Origin of the sequence: Paenibacillus radicibacter, assembly GCF_024721995.1 — a bacterium.
Classification (GTDB): Bacteria; Bacillota; Bacilli; order Paenibacillales; family NBRC-103111; genus Paenibacillus_AM; species Paenibacillus_AM radicibacter.
In genome coordinates this window covers 103679-128246 of record NZ_JANQBC010000012.1, presented here as the reverse complement: position 1 = coordinate 128246, position 24568 = coordinate 103679, and the positions used below count along the sequence as shown (strand labels likewise).

The window sequence follows — 24568 nt, the reverse complement described above, 5'->3', positions numbered from 1 at the left end:
GGCTTTGATGTTAAGGGGATTATATACCGCAGCCGGTGGCATGATTACGCAGCAGCGTACACATGATACGGTTACGAACAACATCGCGAACATAAACACACCTGGATTTAAACAAGGTTACTCGCTGGCGCGCTCTTTTCCACAAGCATTAGTTACGGCAATGGGGACAGACGAAGTGGCAGCAGGTAGACCCAATGGTCAATTAGGTAGACTGACAACAGGCGTCTTTGCAGAAGAGAACGTGTCGATCTATGGGCAAGGTGACTTGGAAGAGACGAACAATCCATATGACTTTGCGCTTCAGTCGAATATTCAAGTGCCGGGTATGCAATTTGATAGCACGGGTAAATCTGTGGACGAGAACGGAACGGTAACGTTCCAGCCGCATGCCTTCTTCACCATGCTGGATGCGAGTGGTCAGCGCCGTTATTCCTTGAATGGGAAATTCACGGTTAATGATGCTGGAGAATTGACGAATGCGAGCGGGAATCGCCTCGTTGATCAGACGGGTGCTCCGATTGTACTGCGAGATGCAGCTGGTGAACCTCTTCGTGATTTTAAAGTGACGGATAAAGGGATCTTCGTAGACCGAACGGGTGAGGCTCTACTTGATGCGAACGGCGATCCACTTCGACTGCTCATTACGAAAGCAGAGAATCCGAATCTATTGATGCGTGAAGGTAACGGGCTGTACGCGATTCGTCCTGAAGACGAAGGTACGCTTACACAAGTACTCGATACGGATGTATCGGAAGTGCGTCAAGGATATATTGAACGCTCGAATGTCGATCCAACGCAGGCGATGGTCGATATGATGACTGCACAGCGCGCGTATGAAGCGAATCAGAAAGTAATTCAATTCTATGATCGCAGCTTGGAAAAAGCCGTGAACGAAATCGGACGGATTTAACAGGAGGAACGGTTATGAATCATTCAATGATTAATTCGTCCGTTTCGCTGCATGGTTTGCAGCAAAAATTGGACATCCTTGCTGGCAATATCGCCAATGTGAATACAACAGGCTATAAGAAGACGCAAGCGTCTTTTGAAGATGTACTTACACGTGTGAAGTCACAGCCAGAAGATTTTCGTCTGCCTGGCCGGATGACTCCACTTGGACTTAACCAAGGCTATGGAGCACGTCTTGTGAACATGTCGAAAGATATGTCGCAAGGTTCGATTCAGCCGACCGATAATCCGCTTGATTTTGCAGTAGAAGGTAATGGCATGTTCGAGATTGGAGTTCCTTCTGTGGATGCGGATGGCAATCCGATTGTGAAGCCCGCATGGACGAAGAACGGATCCTTTACCATTACGCTGAATCAAGATCGTGAGGAAGTACTGACAACCAAAGAAGGCTATGCGATCTACAATACGGATGATGAACAGATCATTATCCCGACGAACCACCGTGTTCAAGTAGATAGCAGTGGTCGAATCTATGCGTATGATAAAGCCAATGAAGGCGCAGGTCCGATTGATTTGGGACAAATGCGCATTGTACGTGTCGTTCGTCCGCAGCTTATGCGTGAACTTGCTGATAATTTATATGAATTACCGGCAGGCGTGAACCGTGACCAAGTCGTAAGCAACGTGGCTGATGAAGATCCTCTAAATGGTGAACCAATTCGTGTGATGCAAGGCTTCTTAGAACATTCCAATGTGAAATTAACAGATGAGATGTCGGAACTGATTATGGTTCAACGCGCATTCCAACTGAATTCACGGGCGATTTCCTCTTCCGACACGATGATGGGACTCGCAAATAATCTCCGTGGTTAAAGGGATGGAATCAATGGTGAATGAACGTCCAAATCCAGCAGCAGATCGGATGAAGAAACCGAAGAAATCGAAGAAGAAATGGCAGAAGGTCACGCTGACCATTTTGAAATATATTCGTGTGCCTGTACTGTTTCTTGCGATGGCTGTAGTTGGTCTTTGGATCGGTTACGTGAAGCTGGGTAAACAGTCAATGGGCGATATGCTGCACTGGAGTACATGGAAGCATATATTCGATCTTATTTTTGCTAATTAAATCATATAAAAGCCTATGGCATTTCAATCTGGAAGCTCCCGCAAGGGAGTTTTATTTTTGTGTAAGGAAATGTATAATGAATGAAACTAGTAACATGGTAAGGGAGAGGTCTGTTTGAATGTACCGAATTTGCTTACGATAAGCAGGTTTGTCCTCATTCCCGTTTTCCTGTTCTGTTTCTTTCTGGACTATTTGAAGACTTCCTTTGTTATACTCGCAATTGCCGGACTGACAGATGTGGCAGACGGTTATTATGCAAGGACACATAAGCAAGTAACGCCGATGGGCACAATGCTCGATCCTTTAGCTGACAAAATGATGATGCTTGCAGTCGTTGTCTCTTTGTTATTATCAGGAATGATGCCTTGGCAGGCTGCACTTGCTATGTTCATTCGTGATGCGGGGATGATCTTGGGGTCCGCTTATTTCTATGTGAAAGGGAAGAAGACCGTCCCTGCCAATGCATTTGGCAAATGGACGACTGTCCTATATTATTTAGGCATCTTCTTTATCTTTTTTGAGTTTTCGTTTGCGATAACGTACTTGTGGTGTGTGATCGTGTTTTCATTTGTGACTTCGTTCATCTATATTGGACAGTTTGCCAGATTGAATCGAAGTCGTACATAAGTGATATGGAGGGAAAATAAACTATGCTGGACATTAATCAAATTCAAGAGATCATACCTCACCGTCCGCCGTTTCTACTCGTGGATCGTATTCTAGAGGTAGAAGACGGTAAGAGTGCGGTAGGAATTAAGAACGTGACGATGAATGAGCCTTTTTTCACAGGTCACTTCCCAGGTTATCCAGTTATGCCGGGTGTGTTAATCGTTGAGGCGCTGGCGCAAGTTGGTGCTGTTGCGATTTTGAAAATGGAAGCGAATAAGGGTAAGCTTGCCTTCTTCGCAGGTATCGATAATTTCCGTTTCCGTGGGCAAGTTGTACCGGGAGATACACTTACACTATCGATGGAAATTACACGCCTGAAGGGTACAGTGGGTAAAGGTAATGCTGTTGCTAAAGTAGGCGATAAAGTGGTGGCAGAAGGCGAATTGATGTTTGCGCTGTCTAACGCTTAAGCGATATAACAGGTAATCAAATTATCATTGAATGATCCAAAATAACGTACAGGCTTATTAACGCTTGCATGGGGAAAAGGGGAAATATTCATGACAATATTGACGCGTGTACAAACGGAATATGAACGCTGGATCAGTGATTCACTTGTAGATGAAGCAACCAAGGAAGAGCTGCACGGGATTGAGGAAGAGCCCAAAGAAATCGAAGATCGTTTCTATAAAGATTTAGAATTTGGTACAGGTGGTCTTCGTGGTGTAATGGGAGCGGGAACGAATCGACTGAACAGTTATACGATTGGTCGTGCGACGCAAGGTCTCGCTCAGTACATACTAGGTCTTGGTGTGAGTGGTCAACCATCGGTTGCGATTGCTTATGATTCTCGTCATCGCTCGGATGAATTTGCACTTGAAGCAGCACTTGTTCTAGCGGGTAATGGGATCAAGGCTTATGTATTCGAAGAGCTTCGTCCAACACCTGAGCTGTCATTTGCTGTGCGTGAGCTGGGTGCAACTGCTGGGATTGTTATTACAGCAAGCCATAATCCACCTGAGTACAATGGGTACAAGGTGTATGGGGCAGATGGCGGTCAGTTAACGACGGATGGTGCTGGAGAAGTGACGAGACAAATTCAAGGCATCACTTCATTTGGTGAAGTCCGCAAAGTAACGCGCGAAGAGGCGCTAGCAAGTGGGCTGCTGGAGTGGATTGGTGAAGCAATTGATCAGCGTTATGTGGAAGTTGTTACGGCTGTAAGCCAGCGTCCAGATGTTGTCAAAGCGATGAGTAGTGATTTCCGTATTGTCTTTACCCCCCTGCATGGAGCGGGCAATAAGCCTGTTCGTGAAGTGCTAGCTAGTGCAGGTTTTGAGCAGGTACGTGTTGTCGCTGCACAAGAGCAGCCTGACCCTGAGTTCTCTACTGTTAAATCTCCAAATCCAGAAGAGCGCGAAGCGTTCACGCTTGGCCTTGAAGATGCACGTGCTTGGGACGCAGATATCATTGTAGGTACCGATCCAGATGCAGACCGCATGGGTGCGATTGTGAAGGACGCCTCTGGGGAGTATGTTGCGCTGAGCGGTAACCAATCTGGTGCATTAATCGTGAACTACTTACTCAGTTCGATGCAAGAGCGCGGTGAATTGCCAAGTAACGGTGTGCTCATCAAGACGATCGTAACCAGTGAGATGGGAGCGGCAATTGCAGCTTCATATGGCGTTGAGACGCTGAACACACTCACCGGATTTAAATATATTGGCGAGTGGATGACGAAGTTCGCTGCTAGCGGAGAGAAGCAATTCTTGTTCGGTTACGAGGAAAGCTATGGTTACTTAGCTGGAACGTATGCACGTGATAAGGATGCGATTGTTGCTGCTATGCTGATTTGTGAAGCAGGCGCGTATTACAAGAGCAAGGGCAAGACACTTATTGATGCTCTGCATGAATTGTACGCATCACACGGCTATTTTATGGAAAAACTGGTATCGAGAACGATGAAGGGCAAAGACGGCTTAGAGCGCATTCGTGCTGTAATGGACTTATGGCGCGCGAATCCACCGCAAGTGATTAGCGGATTGTCTGTTCAGGAGTTTGAGGACTACACACAGGGACTTCATGGATTGCCGCGTGAGAATGTGATCAAGTGTAAGCTTGAGGGCGGCTCCTGGTTCTGCTTGCGCCCTTCGGGTACAGAGCCGAAGATGAAGTTTTATTTTGCCGTAAAAGGCACTTCGCAAGAAGATGCGACTGAGCAGTTAACGATTATATCGGATGCTGTAATGAAGCAAATCGATGCGGAGCTCTTGGCTTAACAGCTGGAGGCAAGCCTGATGATGAGAGAACCTCTCCTGATGCGCATGCGTTTTGGGGAGGTTTTTGTGTGAATAGAAGTGGATTACTATTACATGTGAGAGATACTGAGGGTACTTCAAGTATCCTATCCGTACTTACTTAGAGTACTAACAGTATCGAAGGGAGTTTAGGAAAGTATGTTTAAGACGTATCGTGCTTGGAATGACAAAGTGCGTAAGCTACTTATTGTTCTTGTCGTACTCGGGCTAGTTGCATCAGTTCCGCTTGTACTGGAGAGAGAGAATACGGAGACATCAGCAAACAACGTTGAATTCGTATTCGATTATCGTGATTTACTGGATATTGCGGATATGCAATCCAATCCACTTGGTTTTGTGGACGAGCATTTAGAGAAGATGAAGACGGCAGGCATCCTGTCCATGTCTGTCTATGAAGGTACATTGCAAGAGATGAAACAGCAGCGTCGCCTTGAGGTGTTCTCCTCTCGTGAGGCGATGTCGTTAACACAACAATTGCTGCCTCCTGGTGAGAACAATACGTATGTGCTGTTCTCAAACCAAGACGCACAGAACACGCTGCAGCCGATTATTGAAAAAGGATTTGCAGATTTCGGCGTAGCAACAAAGCCTTGGACGTTCAAAGATCGCAAGGGTCTCATTATCGAGATGGCATCTGATGATGCATTAATGCGTCCGATGGACCCAGATCCAATGACAATGAAAATGCTCAAAGATAAAGGCTTCCATATCGTTGTGCGCATGTCCAACAAGCGTCCATTCGAGCCGAAGCAAATGAATAAATTGATCGCAAGCTTTAAAGAGTACGGCGTAACTCGTATTATTCCAGATTCCGATGCGGTTCCTGGTTTTACCGATAAACCGAATGATTTACTTGATATGGCAAGCATTTTGCGTGATCACAATATCGGATTAGCTGGTATTGAGATGTTGAAGGCACCGCAAAAAGGCTTCAATAAGCTTGCAAGCAAGATCGAGTATGACGTGGTGAGACTACACTCCTTTACAGAGAAAGATACTGAGAAGTTTATGGAGCCTGTCGATCGTGAAGAGATCCATCAACGTGTCCTAGATGCGGCAGATCGCTTCGTTCTTGCTGTGAAAGATCGTAACATTCGTATGGTATTCTTGAATGCTAAGATTTCGAAGAGCTTAGATAAGAAGAAAGTCGATCATCCACTTGATTCTCTATATGAAGCGATAAATGGAGAAGGCGGTGCAATTCCGCGTATCGAAAAAGCAGGATTTAAAGATGCGCCAGCTGTTGCATTCACCGTTGATCATGGTTCTTTCATTACGACTTGGCAGAAAGTTGCACCATACTTCCTATTGCTTGGCGGTGTAGCGCTGATTGCGTTAACTCTATCGTATTTCGTACCGAGTCTAACACTGCTCATGTTCGTAATCGGTTTACTTGGAGCAGGTGGGCTTCGCATATTGTCTGAAAGCTTGTACTCACAAGGCTTCGCGCTTGGCGTATCCATCTGTGCGGCTACATTATCTGTCATCTTGGCGATTCGTACGGTGAACAATGGCGGTGCGAAGTGGGCACGCGGCAATCGTGTACTATTCACAACATGGATGCTTGTGCGTACGTCACTCATTTCATTGATTGGTGCATTCTATCTGATTGCCCTACTCAACCAAGTGAAGTACTTCCTTGTGCTGGAACAGTTCCGCGGCGTATCCATGCTGCATCTAGTTCCAATTGCGCTAGCAGGTATTTATGTTCTCTTGTTTAATGAAAAAATGACAAGTGCACAGCGCATGCAGCGCATTCGTGAGATTCTGAAGTCCAAGATCAGCGTGCTAGCGATTGTCCTTGTAGGGATTGCGCTTGCAGCAGTGTACTACTACTTGTCCCGTACAGGTAACGCAGGTACGACTTCATCCTTGGAGCGCACATTCCGTGCATTCTTGGAAAATACGCTTGGCGTTCGTCCGCGTACGAAAGAGTTCTTAATTGCGCATCCATTGTTTATACTAGGTGGTTACCTAGCGTTAAAATACAAACATGCGATTTACTTACTTGCGGTAGGTGTTGTCGGTCAACTATCGATTATCGATACGTTCGCTCACTTGCATACCCCGCTTGAAATTTCAGGCATTCGAATTGTGTATGGTCTAATGTTCGGCTTCTTGATTGGCCTCGTGCTGATTGTCGTCTGGGAAATCGCTTTGAGGAGTTGGAGAAAATGGGGAGCCCCATTATTAGAAAAATAGTTATATCCGGTTATTACGGATTTGATAATAGCGGCGATGAAGCCGTATTGCAGTCGATTTTATTCGCACTCGAAGAGCAAGGTAAATTAGAGGGCGTGAAGATCGTACCTGTCGTGCTATCGGCTAATCCCGAGCGTACGAGCAGTATGTACGGTGTTGAAGCCGTGCATCGGATGAAGATCGGCGCTGTACTTGGCGCGCTGCGCGGCAGCGACGGGTTAATTTCCGGCGGCGGTTCGCTCCTTCAAGATGCAACAAGCTCGCGTACGATCCCTTACTACGTCGCGATTATCAAGCTTGCTCAGTTGTTGCGCAAGCCAACCTTCATCTATTCGCAGGGCGTGGGTCCCGTGCAGAAGCAAGGCTTCTTCCCGTGGATTCGCTCTGCGATCGGGGGCAGCGCGTACATCTCGGTACGCGATGAGGAATCCGCCCAGCTGCTCGGCCGCATGGGCGTAGGACTTGATCGGATCGACGTTGTCCCCGATCCGGTGATGGGCCTCCCGCTGCGCGCGGGAGGCGAGGCTGACGGCGGTGCTTCGCACACCGCCGCAGCAAGTGCAGGTGCCGCGGCTTCGCCGGGCGCCAGCGCTATGCGCGCTGACGCAGATGCGCGCGGCACCCACAGCAGCGGCGATGAGCGCGCTGCTGCAGAGCAGGATGACCCGGCTTCGCCGCTGGTCATCGGGGTGTCGGTCCGCTATTGGAACGCGGACCGCAGTGAACTCGCAGCGATCGCAGATGCGCTGCGTGGGGTGCTGACGGCAAGAACCGATGTGCACATTCGGCTCTTGCCGTTCCACCTGCCGACGGACGAAGAAGCGTCGGAATACGTGCTCGCGCAGATGGGCATCCGCCCGGACGGCACCGCTGTTGATCCAAAACTCACTGGCTCATTCACGTTATCTACTTCTTCAGTGGAAGGTGCAGATAACTCTACGCCAGCTGTCGATGCAACAGCGTTTGCTTCACGCGTGTCGATCGTACGCGGCGTTACGCACCCGCAAGATATGCTTGCGGAAGTGGCTGCTTGCGACCTTGTGATCGGCATGCGCTTGCACGCGCTAATCTACGCGGCAAGCCAGTTCGTACCGATGGTTGGTATTTCATACGATCCGAAAATTGATCAATTCCTAGGTAGACTCGGCATGGAATCCGCAGCTTCTACGAGCAATATAAACGGTAGAGTGCTTGCGGCACATACGCTTGATCTGCTTGCTAATCGCGATGCGTGGTGTGAACAAACAACGCCAGCCATTACGGTGCTTAAAGAACAAGCTCAGCGCCCAGCGCAACAAATTTCAACATTCCTCCGTCAAAAAGGATGAGATAGATAAATGACACAACACAATGAATCTCAATCAAGTATACAAACTCAAGCAATCGCTAAAGTGCCGGTCGTCTCCCTCTATGGCGTACCTGTTTCTCGAATGGATATGAAAGAGACAGTCGCATATTTAACGAGCGTGATCGAAGCGCATACACCGCATCAAGTGATTACAGCTAATCCCATCATGCTGATGGAGGCGCTGAACAATCCGACTTACCACAACATGATGAGCAAAGCTGACCTCGTCGTTCCCGATGGAGCAGGCGTAGTATGGGCAGCGAATCATGTAGGGCAACCCGTGAAAGAGCGGGTAGCAGGGTTTGATCTGGTGCAGGAGTTAATGCGTACAGGCGAAGCGAAGCGCTGGAAAGTGTATTTAGTTGGTGCCTCCACAGAAGTCATTGAAGCAGCAGCAGCAAGGCTGAAGCGCGATTTTCCAGCTATTGATATGGTTGGAGTGCGCAATGGTTACTTCGGCAGCGAAGAAGATGCTGAGGTGATTGCCGAAATTCGCGCCCATAATCCTGACATCCTGCTTGTCGGTCGTTCGGCTGCAACTCAAGAGCCTTGGATTGCTCAGCATAAAGAAGCATTAGGTGTACCTGTCATTATGGGGGTCGGCGGCTCGTTCGACGTTCTCTCTGGTAAACTTAAGCGTGCACCGAAGTTCTTTCAAAAGTTGCGCATGGAATGGTTCTACCGCTTGCTTCAAGAGCCTTGGCGTTACAAAAGGATGCTTCTACTTCCGAAATTTGCTCTTAAAGTCATGAAAGATCGAGATAAAGTGCTGAAATAGAAGCGATTTGTCACAATAATCGGTCTTGATGTAATCTTTTGTGAAAAATGAGGGTGGATTTTTCATAGTGGATAGGAGTATAATGTGGTCGCATGACTAGTGATTGAGATTAGAGGGGCAGTGAGGGAATTAACATGTATGGGTTATATTTAATAGGGTTTGTCGTGGCGTGCGCGATTGCGCTGCTGTTGACACCGCTTGTGAAGCGGTTTGCCTTCCGCGTTGGAGCTGTAGATGCGCCTAACGAACGTAAGGTGCATTCAAGAATAATGCCTAGACTTGGGGGACTTGCGATCTTCCTAGCGTTTGTCGGAGCCTATTTTGTCATCTCACCTGTGCTCGATTCCTATAACCCGGAAGCAGGGCTAGCGCTACTATTAGGTGGCGGCGTTGTCGTACTTACAGGCGCACTCGATGACCGTTTTCAAATATCGCCTCGTTACAAATTGTTAGGTCAACTAATTGCAGCCATTATTGTCGTTTCATTCGGACTTGTTATCGATCTTAGCTCTTTGCCATTTATCGGAGAATACATTGGACATAGTGATTGGATCTCTATCCCTGTCACCATTCTTTGGATCATTGGAGTTTCCAATGCCATTAACTTAATAGACGGACTTGATGGTTTATCCGCAGGGGTATCGGGTATCGCAACAACAACGATCCTCGTGCTTGCCATCATTATTCCAAGTTCCACAGGTGTTACCGTAGCGCTTCTCAGCGTGATTTTACTAGGTGCGATCGTAGGATTCTTGTTCTACAACATTCACCCTGCTAAGATTTTTATGGGCGACTCCGGTTCCTTATTCTTAGGATTCGCACTTGCTACGCTATCCATCTTAGGATTTAAGCAAGCAACCGTCGTATCCTTGATCATTCCAATCTTGATTCTTGGCGTACCGCTATCGGATACAGCATTCGCAATCTTGCGTCGTATTGTGAACAAGACACCGATCTCAGCGCCAGATAAGAGCCATCTGCACCATTGCTTCTTGCAGCTTGGATTCTCTCATCGCGCAACCGTGTGGATCATCTATGGGATCTCTTGCGTATTCGCACTAAGTGCCATCGTATGTTCCATCTTGCTCGCACAATCGACACAATGGGGTACAGCAGTTATCATTGCATTACTACTTGCTGTTATCGTCCTAGGCGCAGAAGCAATCGGCCTCATCTCCAAGAGCCGCAAGCCCGTGCTTAACCTATTGCAACGTCTATTCTCGAAGCAAGTATCCAAGCCAGATCAGATTACGAAATCGAACTAATCGTTTCTTATTAAAATAAAGCGAAACTCACTTCCAAGCGGAAGTGAGTTTTTTTGTTACAAAGAATTGAAAGTTATTCATTTTCCAGTTGATTGTACCGATAAAAGAATAAACTATACGCCTCAGGCGACTACTCATGCAAGGAGGAACAAATTTTGAAACATTCTATGAAGAAGATTATGAATGTCATGCTGGCAGCGGTTCTTATATTTACATTATTACCGCCATTATCTGCGTACGCTGCGCAGACGATTGTGCTGAAGAATGTGTACACAGGGACAAGAACAGAAACAGTGGACGGATTGATCAAGCAGCATCCACAAGATTTGAATCAAGTGACACGTACTAGTAGTTCTACGTTTTCCTTGATTGCGGATATTGATGGAATATCGGCATCTCAAGCAAAAGGTATTTATTATGAAGTAACCGATTATACACGAGGTATTACGAGTGTTGAGAAAGCACCGAATATTGTTTTTAATCCGAGGAATACCCAAGTCACCATTACGAACCTTAGATTGGTAGAAGGCTTGAACAAAGTGGTGCTCAAAGTTGGTGAAGGTAATGTCATTACTTCTGCTCCAGGTTGGATTCACTACAGCCCGAACACAGGAATGTCCAACTTTAAGATTGCAAGTGAACCATTCGTAGAAGGTAAGATATTCCCAGTTAACCGTGAAGGATTATTCCAGAATCCCCCAATTACTGATCTTTCATTGGATGTAACTGCTGTCAATGCAAACGATGTAACAGCCTATGTGAATGGCAGTGGTAATGGGATCGTTGGAAACCAGAATAAGATTACAAATGTATTCCATTTCTTAATTACGGACAAGACAAAGTCAAGTAATGGATGTGATTCATCAGCAAGAAGCCTCTGCTTAACGCCAGGCGATAACCGGATTGATTTTATTGCGTCTAACAATTCAATTAAAGCTTATGAGACAAAGAAAGTCATTTATGATAATGGAAAGCCATTCGCTTTCAGTGTTCAGATTGCAGATCAAGCAACTGGTGCATATCGTGATATTGTTGATGATGTGAGTGCAACAATTAAAGATCAATTGGTTAAATCAAAGTTGAAGGTAGATATTGATCGTGCATCTGGTGCGCTTCGCTATGATACAGTGGATGTACAGATTAATGGAACGTCGGTCGGTACAGTAGCGCTGAATCTTGCTAATGCTCAGACTGTAGTTCCGGATAACTATGCAGTATTTGATTATCCTGCCAAAGCTATTCAATTAGATGGGACTAAACAAACGCAGAAGCTATCCTTTATTTTTAAAGTAAGTACGGATGGATCAATTCCTGCAGTTGAATCTAGCTATACATTCCAATATGCAGATAAGAATACGCCAAATATTGATCGTGCGATGATTTATGTGGGCAAGGGTAAAGATGACTCTGATACGTTGCTTCAAATGTCTGAGGACACGTTGAATGAGATTGTGGAGTTACCAACTGAATTGAGATTCTATGCTAATTCAGCAACCACTTCAGTGACTGTAGACTTTAATGGGAAACCTTCCGAAACAATTTCTGCATCTACTCCGGTAACTGATCCAGTTACAGGGACAGTTTATAATGTGTTCAAGTATACTATTGATAATGTATCTGAAAGTGTAAAGTCATTGAAGGTAACGCCAAAGGGCTCTTCTAATGGGTTTGTGAAGGAGTACAAACTTAATTTAAGTGTCTCCCCATACCTAGTAATGAACCAAATTACAAGCCCAGGTAATACGGGGTATCGGATTTCAAGTGTTCAAGATTTAGTCGTACCTGGAGTAACAGGTCCAGCGCTATCTGGTAAAGTAGCGAATTTTGATCCTACAATTGCAGGTAGTAGAGTTGAAATATTCATTAATGGAAAAGGCTACAAGCTGGATACGAATAGTGATTATGTAGATATTAGCGGAAAGAAAAACAATATCCAGTTGTTATTAAGTAAAGTTGCAGCTGCAAATAGCCTTAATACGGGTAGTGCAGGTGATCCAACTAAGCTCTTCCAACAAGGCATGAATGAAGTGAAGTTTGATATTTATGTTAATGATAAGAAAGTACGTACTGCTTCATACAATATCATCCTAATTTCAACTAGTGCCCCTGAAATTATTTCGTTTACACCAGAACCAATAGCTTGGTTTAATGCAGGTAAACGCGCCGATTCTTATTTTACTAGTGAGGATAAGGCAGAGATGAAGGCGAAGTTCTCGGTGAGTGACCCTGCGAACTATACGGTTTCGTTAACAATTAACACTAGGGATCGAGATAATAAACCAATAACGCATAGACATACTTTAAAAGTTGATAACGGAGTGCCGTCAGATAGCTTTAGTAATAATGTACGTTTGTTCGGTAATCAAGTTTGGGATGGTACAACTAGTACACTATCCATCAATCCAATCGCTCTAGCTCCAACCGGTGATACCGATTTCGAGCTTAAAGTAGTAGACAACAAGACAAATATCAGTGTTCTTAAGAATGTTACAATTACAAGACAACCACTACCATATACAATTATTTCCCCTGTACTTGTAAAGGGAGATAAAGATGAGTGGTTTGCAAACATCAAATCTAACTTCTACAACATTGAAATTAAGGCAGAAGGTGCAGACTCCGTTTTATTTGGCAAAGATCCTGCAACTCGTGTAGGTCTTTCAGATCACTTCCAATACACAGTCACGAAACTTAAGAAGGGTAAGAACTCCATTAAGTTTACAGTGAATCGTGGAAAAGAGAAGATTAATGGCAGCTTTGTCTTGAACTACTTAGAAAGTGGTATTCAAGGCACAGAAGTATTAACACCAATGAGCAATAAGATCAATGTCTTTAGTGGTGCCGTTAAGCTTGATTTCCCTAAGGATACGAAGCTAATGCGTTTCAAGCCAGATGATAAATACAAAGAACAGTTCCAAACAACAGACCGTAAGGTTTATATTGGTATTGCGGATGAGACAGATGGTCGAGTAGATAAAGTAAAGTATGGAACAGACAGCTACTTTGGATCAATCATTAACTCGAAGACAGAGCGTGATATGTTTAAAGAAGCAAGTGATCTGTACTTCATTGATGCTGGTTACATTCCAGAAGAAGCAGAGACAGGTATGATTCGAGATAAGTATTATGCAAGTGCGCTAAAAGGTACTGGTAATGATCCTTACTCCTATAACAATCCGAAGTATTATAGTCGTTTTAATATGAACGGTAACGTTGTACCTACTCAGCGTGGTAAAATCACACTTCAGTATGATCCTAATATTCGTGAAGAAGCTTGGAAGTACGTAACGGTGTTCCATTTTGGTCCTTACGAGAACCTAAATGGTGCAGCACAAATGGGCTGGTCCAATATTGGTGGAGTAGTAGATAAGAAGAACAATACAATTACAGTTCCATTCGATCAATTTGGCTATTACCAAGTCATGTACACGTATAAGAGCTATGATGATATTACAGGGCACTCATGGGCTCGTAATGAACTAGATATGATGTATGCGAAAGGTATAATGCACAATAGTATGCCTAACGCATTTGACCCAAACATTAACATTACACGTGGTGAGTTCGCACAAATTCTTGTGAAGGTGTTTGATGTTCCACTTAACTACAGTGGTCCAGGTACATTCTCTGATGTTTCTAAGTCGGTGAACTACGGTAATTTATTCGAGTACAAGTATATTGAGACAGCAGCGCGAGCTGGTATTATTCGTGGGGGCAGTAACAATAAGTTCGACCCAGAAGATCCAATCTCCAGACAAGATGCAGCTGCAATGATCGCTAGAGTCAAGGAAATGAAGCTAAGTAGTGACATTGATAAGACAACAGCTAACCTGGTGAAGTTGTATACAGATGCGCTTCTAATTGATAGTTATGCTAGAACATCTGTTGAAGCCGTATCCAAGGCAGGCTTTATGATGGGTATTGAGAATGCTATCGTACCAGGTCAGAAGAAGCCAACATATCGCTTTGATGGTGAATTGCCACTTAAGCGTGCTGAGGCAGCTATGATTGTTACGAAAGTAATGAAGTCCGAAGGTAGAATTCCTAAATAATTGAAGATCCACAAAGTGCGGTTCTAACCAAACCGCACTTTTCATTGTAAATCTTTTCAAATTGGAAAAACTTTGATAATGACGTTTATGCCCAAGACTTGTATACTTAGGGCATAGGTATCAATAGATTACATAATATGACACTACATACATAGAAATTTGGCGAAAAAACTTTTTTTCATGATCGCGCAACTTTTACGGAAAACTTGCGTTTAAGATAACATACATGAAAAAAACATAAGGAAAATAGCTTCATAATCGCGTAAATTGGCATGATTTCACAATTATGTACTTTACGTCAGTATGTAGGCGTTGTATAATGTGTAAGGTGACACCATCCGTGTCTACTTTTCTATCTATTTGGTTACTAGATTCTTGGTGGTGTTAACCACACATGAATATTAGTGTATATAATTAAACGCTCTTACTCTGGAAAGGGGGTGAATCGACAATGAGTACTACGAGCTCTCATAATTCCAATAAAAAATTAAATTTAAACGCAACTCAAGGAGGAGAAAAAAAGGTTATGAAAAAAAGTTTATCCGTAATTCTTTCAACTACTATGGCATTATCCGCATTCTCTACAGCAGCTCTTGCAGCGACTAGCGCAGATTTCTCTGATCTGTCCAAATTGTCCGCAGCTGACAAAGCAATCTTCGATCAATTGATCAAAGACGGTATCTTCTTAGGTAAAGGCGATGGCAAATTCGGCGTTGACGACAACATGAAGCGTTCCGAGTTCGCAGTAGCAATCTCCAAAGCATTGAAATTGACTGCTGATGCTAAGACTAGCTCTTTTGCAGACGTTAAAGAAGATGCTCCAGAACTTCCTTACATAGAAGCAGCTTACAAAGCAAAAGTTGCGAATGGTAATGGAACAACTCCTAATACGTTCTCACCTGCTGACGAAGTTAGCAAAGAGCACTTGGCAGTATTCTTGGTTGGTGCACTTGGTGCAGACGCTAAGAAAGAAGCTGAAGGCGCTAAAGGAACTGACAAAACTGTATCCGACTGGGCTCAAGGTTATGTAGCTACAGCTGTTAAATACAAATTGTTGGTAGCTAAAGCAGATGGTACTTTTGGTGGTACTGATAAAGCTACTCGTTACGAACTAGCTAAAGGTGTTGCAGCTACTCAAGCAGCAATCGCAGCTAAGAGCCAAGCTACTAAAGTTGAAGCAGTAACTGCTGAAAACTTAAAAGAAGTTGAAGTTAAATTCAACGGTAAAGTAGATCAAGCAAGTGCAGAAAACAAAGATAACTATTCCTTGTCTTCTGGTAAAGTATACTCTGCTGAATTGAATGCTGATGGAACATCAGTAAGATTGACAGTTGAAGGTAGACTATCCAACCAAACGGCAAACAAATTGTCCGTTAGCAATATTAAAGCAGGTAATAACATTGTAGAAACTAAGAATGTTGCTTTCACACCAATTGACAACACATTGCCAACTGTTGTAGAAGTTAAAAACTTGGGAACAAAAGCTCTAAAAGTTGTGTTCTCTGAGCCAGTTGAAAAAGCTCCAGTAGGTAGCTTCAAAATTGATGGTAAAACTTTCTATGGCGCACCAAGTGGTGAAGGCACTCGTGAAATCATCTTGACTCCATATGATGGTTCCCTAACAGTTGGTGAACACACTATTACTGTATCTGGTGTTGTTGATTTCTTCGGTTTGAAATCTTTGAGCACAGAGCACAAATTCGAAGTAGTTGAAGATAAAACAGCTCCAACAGTAACTAATGTTGATGCAACTCTTGAAAGAGCAGTAGTAACTTTCAGTGAAGAAGTGGATTCCACAACAGTTGCAGCTTCCAACGTATACTGGAAGAATGGTGATTCCAAGAAGAAAGCAGGTCTTGTTAGAAAGATCGCTGCTAACAAATATGAGTTTGACTTTACTGCTAACCCACTACCAGGATTTGAAACAATCCTATTCGTAGAAGGCGTTAAAGACTACTCCGGTAATGCAATTACTGAAACTCAAGTTAAAGTAAATGCAGAAGTTGATAAAGTGCGTCCTGAGGTTGTTGACGTTAAAGCTAGCACAGCTGCACCTAAGAAAATCACTGTTAAATTCAGCAAGCCAGTTGATGCTGCTGATAAGAAGTTCTTCACAGTGAAAAACAGCGATGGTGACGTTCTTTCAATTCGCTCAGTAACACGCGCTGCAGGTGATTATTCTTACAAAGTGTTTGAAGTTGAGTTGTTCGAAGACTTGACAGCAGGTACAAACACAATTAAAGTATCTGGCGTTCAAGACAAAACTGCTCTTAAAAACATGATGTTAGATTATGAAACAAGCATTAAATTAGCTGATGAGGCTGCTCCAACAATTGGTACTGGTAGCGTTTCTGCTAATAGTGCTGAAAGAACAATCTACATCAACTATGGTAAGAAAATGGATCTAGCTACAATTAACGATTCCCGTAACTACCTAATTAAGTACAACGGTGGATTCAAAAACTTGCCTGAAGGAACAGAAGTTACTCCAGTTCAAGACGGTAAAGCAGTTCGCATCATTCTTCCACAATACATTGGAGACATGAAAGTAACCTTCACTGCTAATGGTGTTGCAGGTTCCGTAAGTGAAATCCAAGTTGTAGGTGTAAGAGATGCTGCTGGTAACCCACTTCAAGGTCAAGGTGTAGGAATCGCATTAGCACAAGTTAATGCTGGTCTTGCAGCATATGACACTTCCAAGTACGGTAACAGCCATGCAGTATTGACTGAGAAGAACTTAATTAAAGTTAAATTCAACCAACCTATTGGTGTTGTTCGTGCTTCCGACTTCACAGTTGCTGGTCGTGACATCGTAGGTACTGAAGTTGATGGTAACGTAGTTACATTGAAACTTAATGATTCCAATTCAACTTATGTTGCAGCTAATGCGCTTGTTGTAAAAGCTAACAATGCAATTACAACAACTACTGGTAATCAAATTGGTAGCGGTGTAGCAATCACTGCTGATATCTTTGATGCAGTAAAACCAGAAGTAAGAGTAACGACTCCGGATGGAAAATTAGCAAACTCCGGTAATGTTATCTACTTAACATTCAGCGAAAACCTTCGTTCTGGTATTGGATCTTTCTACAAAGAGGATCTAGTTGTAACAAGATTGAATGGTGGTGGAGTTGTTCCTACAACTCAACTAGACACAGCAGTAGTAACTGGTAATACAATTGCAATTACTGTAAATGATGCTGTTTCTGGTGCGAAAGAATACTCTGTAAAAGTTAAAGCTAACGCTGGATACATTGCTGACTTAGCAGGTAATAAAGCTGCTGAATCAAGCACATACGAAACAAATCTTGAGTATGTATCTGTACCAGTTGCACCAACATCACCTACATTGGCACAAGGTACTACTGCTGGTCAGGTAAAAATCAATGGTGTAACTACAGCAATGGAATACCGTTTGAACTATGATGCTAATGGTTGGACTACTATTACTACAACTTCTGTAGATGTTCCTGCAAACATTGGTGATACACTTGAAGTTCGTTATGCACCAGTAGGTACTACACCTGGAAGCACTCCAAAAGTTTTCACTGTTAAAGCTACTGACATCAAAGCAGTCGCTGCTCCAACAGCAAGTTTCGCTAAGGGAGCAACTGTAGGTGCAACTACTATTACTGGTTTAACAGCTGGAACAGATGTTTACCGTGTAAATGGTGGTGCTTGGATCGAAGTACCAGCAGCATTGGTACTAAATGTAGCGCCAGGTACTGTTATCGAGTACAAAGTAAAAGCAGAAACAAATGGTAAACCAGCTAACGCAATTGGTACACACACTGTATCTCTAACTGATATTAAATTAGCAGCAGCTCCTTCTGTTACATTGGCACAAGGTACTGCTGTAGGTACTACTAATATCACTGGATTAACTGCTAATGTTGTATATGAGTATCGCCAAGTGCCTACAGTTCAAGTTCCAAACGTTGACTATACTTGGACTACACTTACTGGTGTAACAGCACAAGAAGTTAATGCTACTAGTGGCCTTAATTTTGAAATTAGAATTAAGGATGCTGGAAACGGTCTTGCATCAGATTCATACGTAGTTCTTTTAGATGCTACTAACGTTAAATTATAATACTGTAACTAATATTTAGATCAGTATGTAGGAAAGTGCAGTAATCTCTTATAGAGATTAACTGCACTTTTTTATTTTTGGGTTTTGATTCTTTGACCAATCCCCAAATCTCCATTACAATTACCTTATCCTAACAACCGAGGTGACCCATGAAAAAATACATAGCAACCTTAGCTCTTGTTTCATCGCTATCCTTTGTATCAACAGCCAACGCGAACGCACCAGTTCCTGGTTCTGTTGACGATCCGATGATTACGAAGAGCTATTTTGACCAGAATGTACAGAAGGCAGTGAAGGACGAAGTAACCAAAGCTCTAGCAGGTGGAGGAGGTAATAATACTGCAGGAGATTCGACATCAACTGGTGGAGGATCTACAGAACTTAAAGTCGTACAATTGAAAGCTGGACAGACTTTGCTTGCAAAGGCTGGCGCTGAGGTGATTGTGCGTCGTGGTAAGCTTGTTGCGGTGAGTACGGATGGAGAGAGTATTCCAGATGTGACTAGTGGCAAGGACTTGAACCCTGGGGCTCCTGTAGAGCTGAATCACTTGCTTGTCTTCCCACGTGATGGACGTGGTGTGAAGCCAGATGCGAAGAATACTGGCGATATCTTCATTATGGTACGTGGTGGCTACACGATAAAGTAAGCTTGGTCTTATAACTACATATATAATCTACATATAGTATTGCCCAATATATTGATCATGCACGGATGAACTTACATGGTAAAGACATCAGGATGAACTAGATATTGGGCATCTTTATGTCTTAGTCACATAAATTTTACCCGTATTAACAGATTGTTATTCGGGTGAGAAGATCGGAACTAGCCATAATAAATGTAATTCATCTATGAAGGAGGCATTACAATTATGGCTAGAAATCGACAATTGGTACCTGGGTGTCAGAAGGCATTGCACGCAATGAAGCATGAGTTCGCAGCGGAGATGGGCTTGTACGGTGGTGGAGCAGGACTTGGTGATGTTCATTCTGAATTTGCTTCCGAGCTTGGAGCTGCTCCAAGTGGTGGTGCAGTAAGTGGTAAGAGCTACTGGGGTAACTATTCCTCACGTGACATGGGGTACATTGGTGGATCTATCACGAAGCGCTTGATCCAGCAGGCAGAAGATACGTTATTTACTCTTTAAGAAATACAGCGTCATAAAGTAAGGACTTTCCCAGACGTGGTCAGGGTTTAGGCTATGCCAAATAATTGACATCATTTTCAGAATTTATTACATTGACAGAGATCGACAAATCACGTAATATGTTTTCTTGAAGGTCATACCTGTAACCTTTTCCGATCGGAAAAGGTTCATTTTTTGTCTTTTTGCATATACTATACTTGATCTGGGGAGGTCGATACTAATGACGCTTGAACGCGGTCGACGTTTATTTACATCCGAGTCTGTAACTGAAGGACATCCGGATAAAATTTGTGATCAAATCTCTGATTCTGTACTTGATGCTTTTCTTAAGAATGACCCGAATGCTCGTGTTGCGTGTGAAGTCTCTGTAGCAACAGGCTTAGTACTGGTAATCGGAGAAATCACATCCCAATCGGAATATGTGGATATTCAATCTATCGTTAGAGATACGATTAAGGATATTGGCTATACACGAGCGAAGTTTGGCTTTGACTATAAGACTTGTGCGGTATTGGTATCGCTTAACGAGCAATCACCAGACATTGCACAGGGTGTTAACCAAGCTCTTGAAGCTAGAGAAGGCAACATGTCTGACGCTGAGATCGAAGCGATTGGTGCAGGTGACCAAGGCTTAATGTTCGGCTATGCAGTAAATGAAACGCCCGAACTAATGCCACTTCCAATTTCCATGTCCCATCAACTAGCACGCCGCTTGGCTGAAGTTCGTAAGAATGGAACACTTCCATACCTACGTCCTGATGGTAAGACTCAAGTTTCTGTTGAGTATGAAGGCGATGTGCCAGTACGTGTAGATACAATTGTTGTGTCCACACAGCATGCGGAAGAAATCACATTGGAACAAATCCAGAAGGATATCAAGGAACACGTTATTAATCCAATCGTTCCTGCGAAATTCTTGGATGAGAATACGAAGTATTTCATTAACCCAACTGGACGTTTCGTAATCGGTGGTCCTCAAGGGGATGCTGGTTTAACTGGACGTAAGATTATCGTTGATACTTACGGTGGATATGCTCGTCACGGTGGTGGCGCATTCTCCGGTAAAGATCCAACGAAGGTTGACCGCTCTGGTGCTTACGCTGCTCGTTATGTAGCGAAGAACATCGTAGCTGCAGGCCTTGCTGATCGTTGTGAAGTACAACTTGCTTACGCGATTGGTGTTGCTAGACCGGTATCGATTTCTGTTGATACATTCGGTACAGCAAAAGTTAGCGAAGACAAATTGGTTGAGCTAATCTACAAACACTTTGACTTGCGCCCAGCGGGCATTATTCGTGAGCTTGACTTGCGTCGCCCGATCTATAAGCAAACAGCTGCATATGGTCACTTTGGACGTACAGACGTGGATCTTCCATGGGAACGTACAGACAAAGCAGATGCGCTTAAAGCTGACGCTCTTCAATAGGATATCATTAATAAGCCTGAGACATTCGTTCTCGGGCTTTTTTGCATGTAAAAATAGGGTTGGATTTGGTTTATAATAGATCATAATAAGGATTGGAAAATAGATTAGTTAAATAATATTATGGGAATGATTTCAATATACAGAACAAACGTTTGTGTTATAATGGACAAGAAGATGTACATATAGGAGGTGGGTATGGCGTGAATAACGAGTTAAAGGAAATGCTACAAGAAGTTGTTCAAGATGCGTTGAAACCGATCAGAGAAGATATTGCTTCGATGAAAGATGACATCAGATCGGTGAAAGAAGATATCGTAACGATCAAGGAAGACATCGTGGCGATTAAAGCTGAGCAACAGGTAATGAAAGAGGATATCCAGTCGATCAAAGCTGAACAGCAGGTGATGAAAGAAGATATCACATCGATGAAAGAGGATATCAAAGTAATCAAAGATGAACAACGATCGATGAAAGTTAGTTTAGATCAAGTTTCACAAGCTGTTCTTGAGACGAATGAGGCTGTGAAGCGCCTTGAAGTTGCTCATGAGCGAAATCAACAAAAGAAACAACAATTGATCGAGTTCTTAACTTAGTAATTTAGAGAATCCTTCTTACAATCAAATTACAATATAAGTAAGCCCCATATGAAAGAAGCACACTCTCGATTGGACAAGTCCCTTCGAAGTGTGCTTCTTCTGCTTCCTCTATATCTTTACTTAAGCCAATGCTCTGCAACGAGATTGCTAAGCCACTGCGCACCGCGAGAGTTCAAATGGTTTACATCGCGGAAATTATCCTTCACATCCAAGCCTTCAGCCGAGATGATCTCAAACTCTGCTCCATTGCGGTTAGCAATTGCGCGAACCTTCTCGTGGAAGGTTTGTTGCTGCGCTGCATATTTACTTCGCATATAATCCTCAAACTGTGGTGTACGAGGGATCTGCAAGATCGTTACTTTCACTCCTTGCGAACGCAAATCGCGTACAAGCGATTCAAGTGAATCGGTCAGAATCCCATTCGTATCATAGAATTCCATCCAGCGATCAACAGAATCTTTAGCCCATTTCTCGCTCAGATCGCCACCGCCATCTGGCTTAGGTGCAAGACCGAGCGGATAGAACGGAACGTCGAATGAGATTTTCTTCTTCGGAGTGGAGCCTTCCGTATTTTCCTTCTGAGACTCTAACGCTTTATCTAAGATGCCAGTCCAGCTGCTGCGCAGGTCGAACGACTTCAGAGCGTACCCAACGAGCAAGTCACCGTAGTTGTCCATGTTCATCACTTTGAAGCGATCTGTTAGACCCGCATAATAGCGGAACATGGGCTGCTGCTCGATCTTCGGAGTCGCATTATTGATCTGATGCTCATTGACGACGACAATAGCTTGCTTCAAGTTCGGCATCTGATCTTTGTATTTCAAGTACGTATGGTAAATCTCGAACGCCTTACCACCGGATAGACTAAAGTTAAACAATTGTTCGGGATTCATACCTGTAGCCTTCGCAAGCATCTCAGGTCTAAGTCCATCAATACTCTGTGAATCTCCGAATATGGCGGTGTTGATTGCTTCATGATTCGTGGATTGAAAGGAATGTTCAATTTCTGCAAATTGGGCTATAAATTTCTTCTCTGGTACATAGAAGTTCATGTTGCGGAAGATGAAGATTTCACTGAGTACTAAGAGTATCAGAAAACCGATCATCCCCCATGCAATTTTCTTCTTTACACCCTGTTTCTTACCATGCTTGTCCATCCGCGATACTGCCCGCTCAGCGAGCTCCTCATGACCTTGGGGGTTGTTGTTAGAATTGGAAGTAGATAAACCCATATTTCTCCCCCTTCATGTAGTAGATAATCGTAAGAAGCAGACACAGATAGAAGATGCTGCGAATTGGGAACGGAACTTTCGTCCAGAAGCGTCCAATTTTCGTTTCATACTTACGCAGTAACATCTCTAGGATATGCAGCAGGAACAGTCCGCAGATCCAGATGAATGCTGGCGTTTGCACGACTGCAAGCCAGCTGCTCGGATGTAACATTTTGCGAGTCATATCTAGGGCTAGAGTCATGCTGTGCGCCCGGAAGAATACCCATGTCCAGATCGTCACTTGGAAGAAGATGAACACGGCGATTACACGATACACCATGTTCGAACGCAAAGCATGAATCCACTCAATACGATTGAGCTTCAGAGATAATCTGTGAATGACAAGTAATGCCCCCCAGATCGCGCCCCAGATCACGTATGTCCACAAAGCACCATGCCATAGACCCGAGATTAGCATCGCGAGGAACAAGTTCACATAGGTACGAAATGCCCCTTTGCGATTACCTCCTAGCCCAATGTAGATGTAATCTTTGATCCAACGAGATAACGTCATGTGCCAACGATTCCAAAATTCTTGCGCATTTGCCGATAAATAAGGTGCGTCGAAGTTTTTCATGAATCGAAGCCCTAATATATAGCCAAGCCCGACAGCCATGTCGGTATAGGCAGAGAAATCATAATAGATTTGGAAAGCGAATGCAGTCGAACCAATCCAAGCTTCCGTGCCGGTCATGGCGGTTCCTTTTATAAAAATATCATCTGCTACACCAGCAATTGTATCCGCGATCACGACCTTCTTGAGAAGACCGACTATGAACATGTAGACGCCGTATTGAATATCAGCCCACGGAATTTTACGGTTAGGTAGATCATTCAGCTGTGGAATGAGTTCATCCCCCCGCATGATCGGTCCTGCAATTAAGTGCGGGAACGTCGAGACGAAGATCCAGAACTTCGTGAAAGAACGTGTTGGCGTGGAATGTCCGCGGCGTACATCGATTAAGTAAGACAAGAACTCGAATGTGTAGAACGAGATCCCGATCGGCACGACAATACTCGTCTTTGCCCAATCCGTGACCAAAAGCTCAGTCCCAGCAAACTTCTGAACGGTCGTCAATATAAATAAGCTGTATTTGAAAAAGATTAGATTCGCTAAATTCAGCCCAATTGCGATCCAGAACGTCCATTTGAGCCCTGGCCGCTGCATCAGATGTACAATCACGAAGGTGATGAGGCACATCGCGACAAAGAGCAGCAGGATGCCAAGCCCCGAGAAACCATAAAACACGGCGTTGGCGATGGCGAGCAGGATCAGCCTTTTTTTGCGGAAAGTGAAATACGGGATAAGTAAAAGGATGAAAAACACCAAGAAATTTGGCGAATGAAATAGCATGAACTCACCTCTCGGATTGTATTATATCACTCGGGTTTTTGGGTGTAAAACGACTGCTTCCAAATCTATAAAT

General features: G+C 43.8%; 18 protein-coding genes. 16 read left to right on the top strand and 2 right to left on the bottom strand.

Features of this window, described 5'->3' with window-relative positions; translation table 11 throughout:
* Positions 1 to 7 precede the first annotated feature (7 nt).
* The 16 genes from NV379_RS20670 (at position 8) to NV379_RS20595 (ending at position 21867) form a co-directional block, all read left to right on the top strand.
* Complete coding sequence (locus NV379_RS20670; protein WP_258209246.1) at positions 8 to 910, top strand: flagellar hook-basal body protein; 903 nt, start codon at positions 8 to 10, stop codon at positions 908 to 910.
* Between the two features lie 14 nt (positions 911 to 924).
* Entirely contained in the window at positions 925 to 1782 is an 858-nt protein-coding gene (locus NV379_RS20665) for a flagellar hook-basal body protein (protein WP_258209245.1), read from the top strand.
* 16 nt (positions 1783 to 1798) lie between these two features.
* Positions 1799 to 2035: a DNA-directed RNA polymerase subunit beta gene (locus tag NV379_RS20660; RefSeq protein ID WP_258209244.1), complete on the top strand. Its 237-nt coding sequence runs from the start codon at positions 1799 to 1801 to the stop codon at positions 2033 to 2035.
* Between the two features lie 114 nt (positions 2036 to 2149).
* Positions 2150 to 2662 carry a CDP-alcohol phosphatidyltransferase family protein gene (locus NV379_RS20655; RefSeq protein WP_258209243.1) on the top strand — a complete coding sequence of 171 codons (513 nt, stop codon included), beginning with the start codon at positions 2150 to 2152 and terminating at the stop codon, positions 2660 to 2662.
* Positions 2663 to 2685: 23 nt separating this feature from the next.
* Positions 2686 to 3114, top strand: a complete 429-nt coding sequence (fabZ, locus tag NV379_RS20650) for a 3-hydroxyacyl-ACP dehydratase FabZ (RefSeq protein ID WP_258209242.1) — start codon at positions 2686 to 2688, stop codon at positions 3112 to 3114.
* Between the two features lie 90 nt (positions 3115 to 3204).
* Positions 3205 to 4923, top strand: coding sequence for a phospho-sugar mutase (locus NV379_RS20645; RefSeq protein WP_258209241.1), 1719 nt, complete (start codon positions 3205 to 3207; stop codon positions 4921 to 4923).
* 177 nt (positions 4924 to 5100) lie between these two features.
* The gene (locus NV379_RS20640; protein WP_258209240.1) at positions 5101 to 7164 is read left to right on the top strand and encodes a DUF5693 family protein; all 2064 of its coding nucleotides are present in this window, start codon (positions 5101 to 5103) and stop codon (positions 7162 to 7164) included.
* Positions 7137 to 8492, top strand: a complete 1356-nt coding sequence (locus NV379_RS20635; protein WP_258209239.1) for a polysaccharide pyruvyl transferase family protein — start codon at positions 7137 to 7139, stop codon at positions 8490 to 8492. Before NV379_RS20640 ends, NV379_RS20635 begins: the two co-directional genes overlap by 28 nt.
* Before the next feature lie 9 nt (positions 8493 to 8501).
* Positions 8502 to 9290: a WecB/TagA/CpsF family glycosyltransferase gene (locus NV379_RS20630; RefSeq protein WP_258209238.1), complete on the top strand. Its 789-nt coding sequence runs from the start codon at positions 8502 to 8504 to the stop codon at positions 9288 to 9290.
* A gap of 134 nt (positions 9291 to 9424) precedes the next feature.
* Positions 9425 to 10555 carry a glycosyltransferase family 4 protein gene (locus tag NV379_RS20625; RefSeq protein ID WP_258209237.1) on the top strand — a complete coding sequence of 377 codons (1131 nt, stop codon included), beginning with the start codon at positions 9425 to 9427 and terminating at the stop codon, positions 10553 to 10555.
* A 155-nt stretch (positions 10556 to 10710) separates the two neighbouring features.
* Complete coding sequence (locus NV379_RS20620) at positions 10711 to 14607, top strand: S-layer homology domain-containing protein (protein WP_258209236.1); 3897 nt, start codon at positions 10711 to 10713, stop codon at positions 14605 to 14607.
* 526 nt (positions 14608 to 15133) lie between these two features.
* Positions 15134 to 18700 (top strand): S-layer homology domain-containing protein, encoded by a 3567-nt coding sequence (locus NV379_RS20615; protein WP_258209235.1) that lies wholly within the window; start codon positions 15134 to 15136, stop codon positions 18698 to 18700.
* 149 nt (positions 18701 to 18849) lie between these two features.
* A complete protein-coding gene (locus NV379_RS20610) occupies positions 18850 to 19347 on the top strand; it encodes a hypothetical protein (protein WP_258209234.1) in 498 nt (165 codons plus the stop codon).
* Between the two features lie 225 nt (positions 19348 to 19572).
* Positions 19573 to 19848, top strand: a complete 276-nt coding sequence (locus NV379_RS20605) for an alpha/beta-type small acid-soluble spore protein (RefSeq protein WP_258209233.1) — start codon at positions 19573 to 19575, stop codon at positions 19846 to 19848.
* A 220-nt stretch (positions 19849 to 20068) separates the two neighbouring features.
* The gene (metK, locus tag NV379_RS20600) at positions 20069 to 21274 is read left to right on the top strand and encodes a methionine adenosyltransferase (protein WP_258209232.1); all 1206 of its coding nucleotides are present in this window, start codon (positions 20069 to 20071) and stop codon (positions 21272 to 21274) included.
* 200 nt (positions 21275 to 21474) lie between these two features.
* On the top strand, positions 21475 to 21867 hold the full coding sequence (locus NV379_RS20595) for a hypothetical protein (protein WP_258209231.1): 393 nt from the start codon (positions 21475 to 21477) through the stop codon (positions 21865 to 21867).
* Between the two features lie 119 nt (positions 21868 to 21986).
* Here NV379_RS20595 and NV379_RS20590 read toward each other — a convergent pair whose 3' ends face one another.
* Together NV379_RS20590 and NV379_RS20585 are read right to left on the bottom strand one after the other, a co-directional pair.
* Positions 21987 to 23102: a hypothetical protein gene (locus tag NV379_RS20590; RefSeq protein WP_258209230.1), complete on the bottom strand. Its 1116-nt coding sequence runs from the start codon at positions 23100 to 23102 to the stop codon at positions 21987 to 21989.
* The gene (locus NV379_RS20585; protein WP_258209229.1) at positions 23077 to 24495 is read right to left on the bottom strand and encodes an MBOAT family O-acyltransferase; all 1419 of its coding nucleotides are present in this window, start codon (positions 24493 to 24495) and stop codon (positions 23077 to 23079) included. Before NV379_RS20585 ends, NV379_RS20590 begins: the two co-directional genes overlap by 26 nt.
* Positions 24496 to 24568 lie beyond the last annotated feature (73 nt).

Bases quoted from the DNA above. Each gene is read 5' to 3' on its own strand.
- NV379_RS20670 (WP_258209246.1), top strand. From the start codon at position 8: ATGTTAAGGGGATTATATACCGCAGCCGGTGGCATGATTACGCAGCAG.
- NV379_RS20665 (WP_258209245.1), top strand. From the start codon at position 925: ATGAATCATTCAATGATTAATTCGTCCGTTTCGCTGCATGGTTTGCAG.
- fabZ (WP_258209242.1), top strand. From the start codon at position 2,686: ATGCTGGACATTAATCAAATTCAAGAGATCATACCTCACCGTCCGCCG.
- NV379_RS20645 (WP_258209241.1), top strand. From the start codon at position 3,205: ATGACAATATTGACGCGTGTACAAACGGAATATGAACGCTGGATCAGT.
- NV379_RS20640 (WP_258209240.1), top strand. From the start codon at position 5,101: ATGTTTAAGACGTATCGTGCTTGGAATGACAAAGTGCGTAAGCTACTT.
- NV379_RS20635 (WP_258209239.1), top strand. From the start codon at position 7,137: ATGGGGAGCCCCATTATTAGAAAAATAGTTATATCCGGTTATTACGGA.
- NV379_RS20630 (WP_258209238.1), top strand. From the start codon at position 8,502: ATGACACAACACAATGAATCTCAATCAAGTATACAAACTCAAGCAATC.
- NV379_RS20625 (WP_258209237.1), top strand. From the start codon at position 9,425: ATGTATGGGTTATATTTAATAGGGTTTGTCGTGGCGTGCGCGATTGCG.
- NV379_RS20615 (WP_258209235.1), top strand. From the start codon at position 15,134: ATGAAAAAAAGTTTATCCGTAATTCTTTCAACTACTATGGCATTATCC.
- NV379_RS20610 (WP_258209234.1), top strand. From the start codon at position 18,850: ATGAAAAAATACATAGCAACCTTAGCTCTTGTTTCATCGCTATCCTTT.
- NV379_RS20605 (WP_258209233.1), top strand. From the start codon at position 19,573: ATGGCTAGAAATCGACAATTGGTACCTGGGTGTCAGAAGGCATTGCAC.
- metK (WP_258209232.1), top strand. From the start codon at position 20,069: ATGACGCTTGAACGCGGTCGACGTTTATTTACATCCGAGTCTGTAACT.
- NV379_RS20590 (WP_258209230.1), bottom strand. From the start codon at position 23,102: ATGGGTTTATCTACTTCCAATTCTAACAACAACCCCCAAGGTCATGAG.
- NV379_RS20585 (WP_258209229.1), bottom strand. From the start codon at position 24,495: ATGCTATTTCATTCGCCAAATTTCTTGGTGTTTTTCATCCTTTTACTT.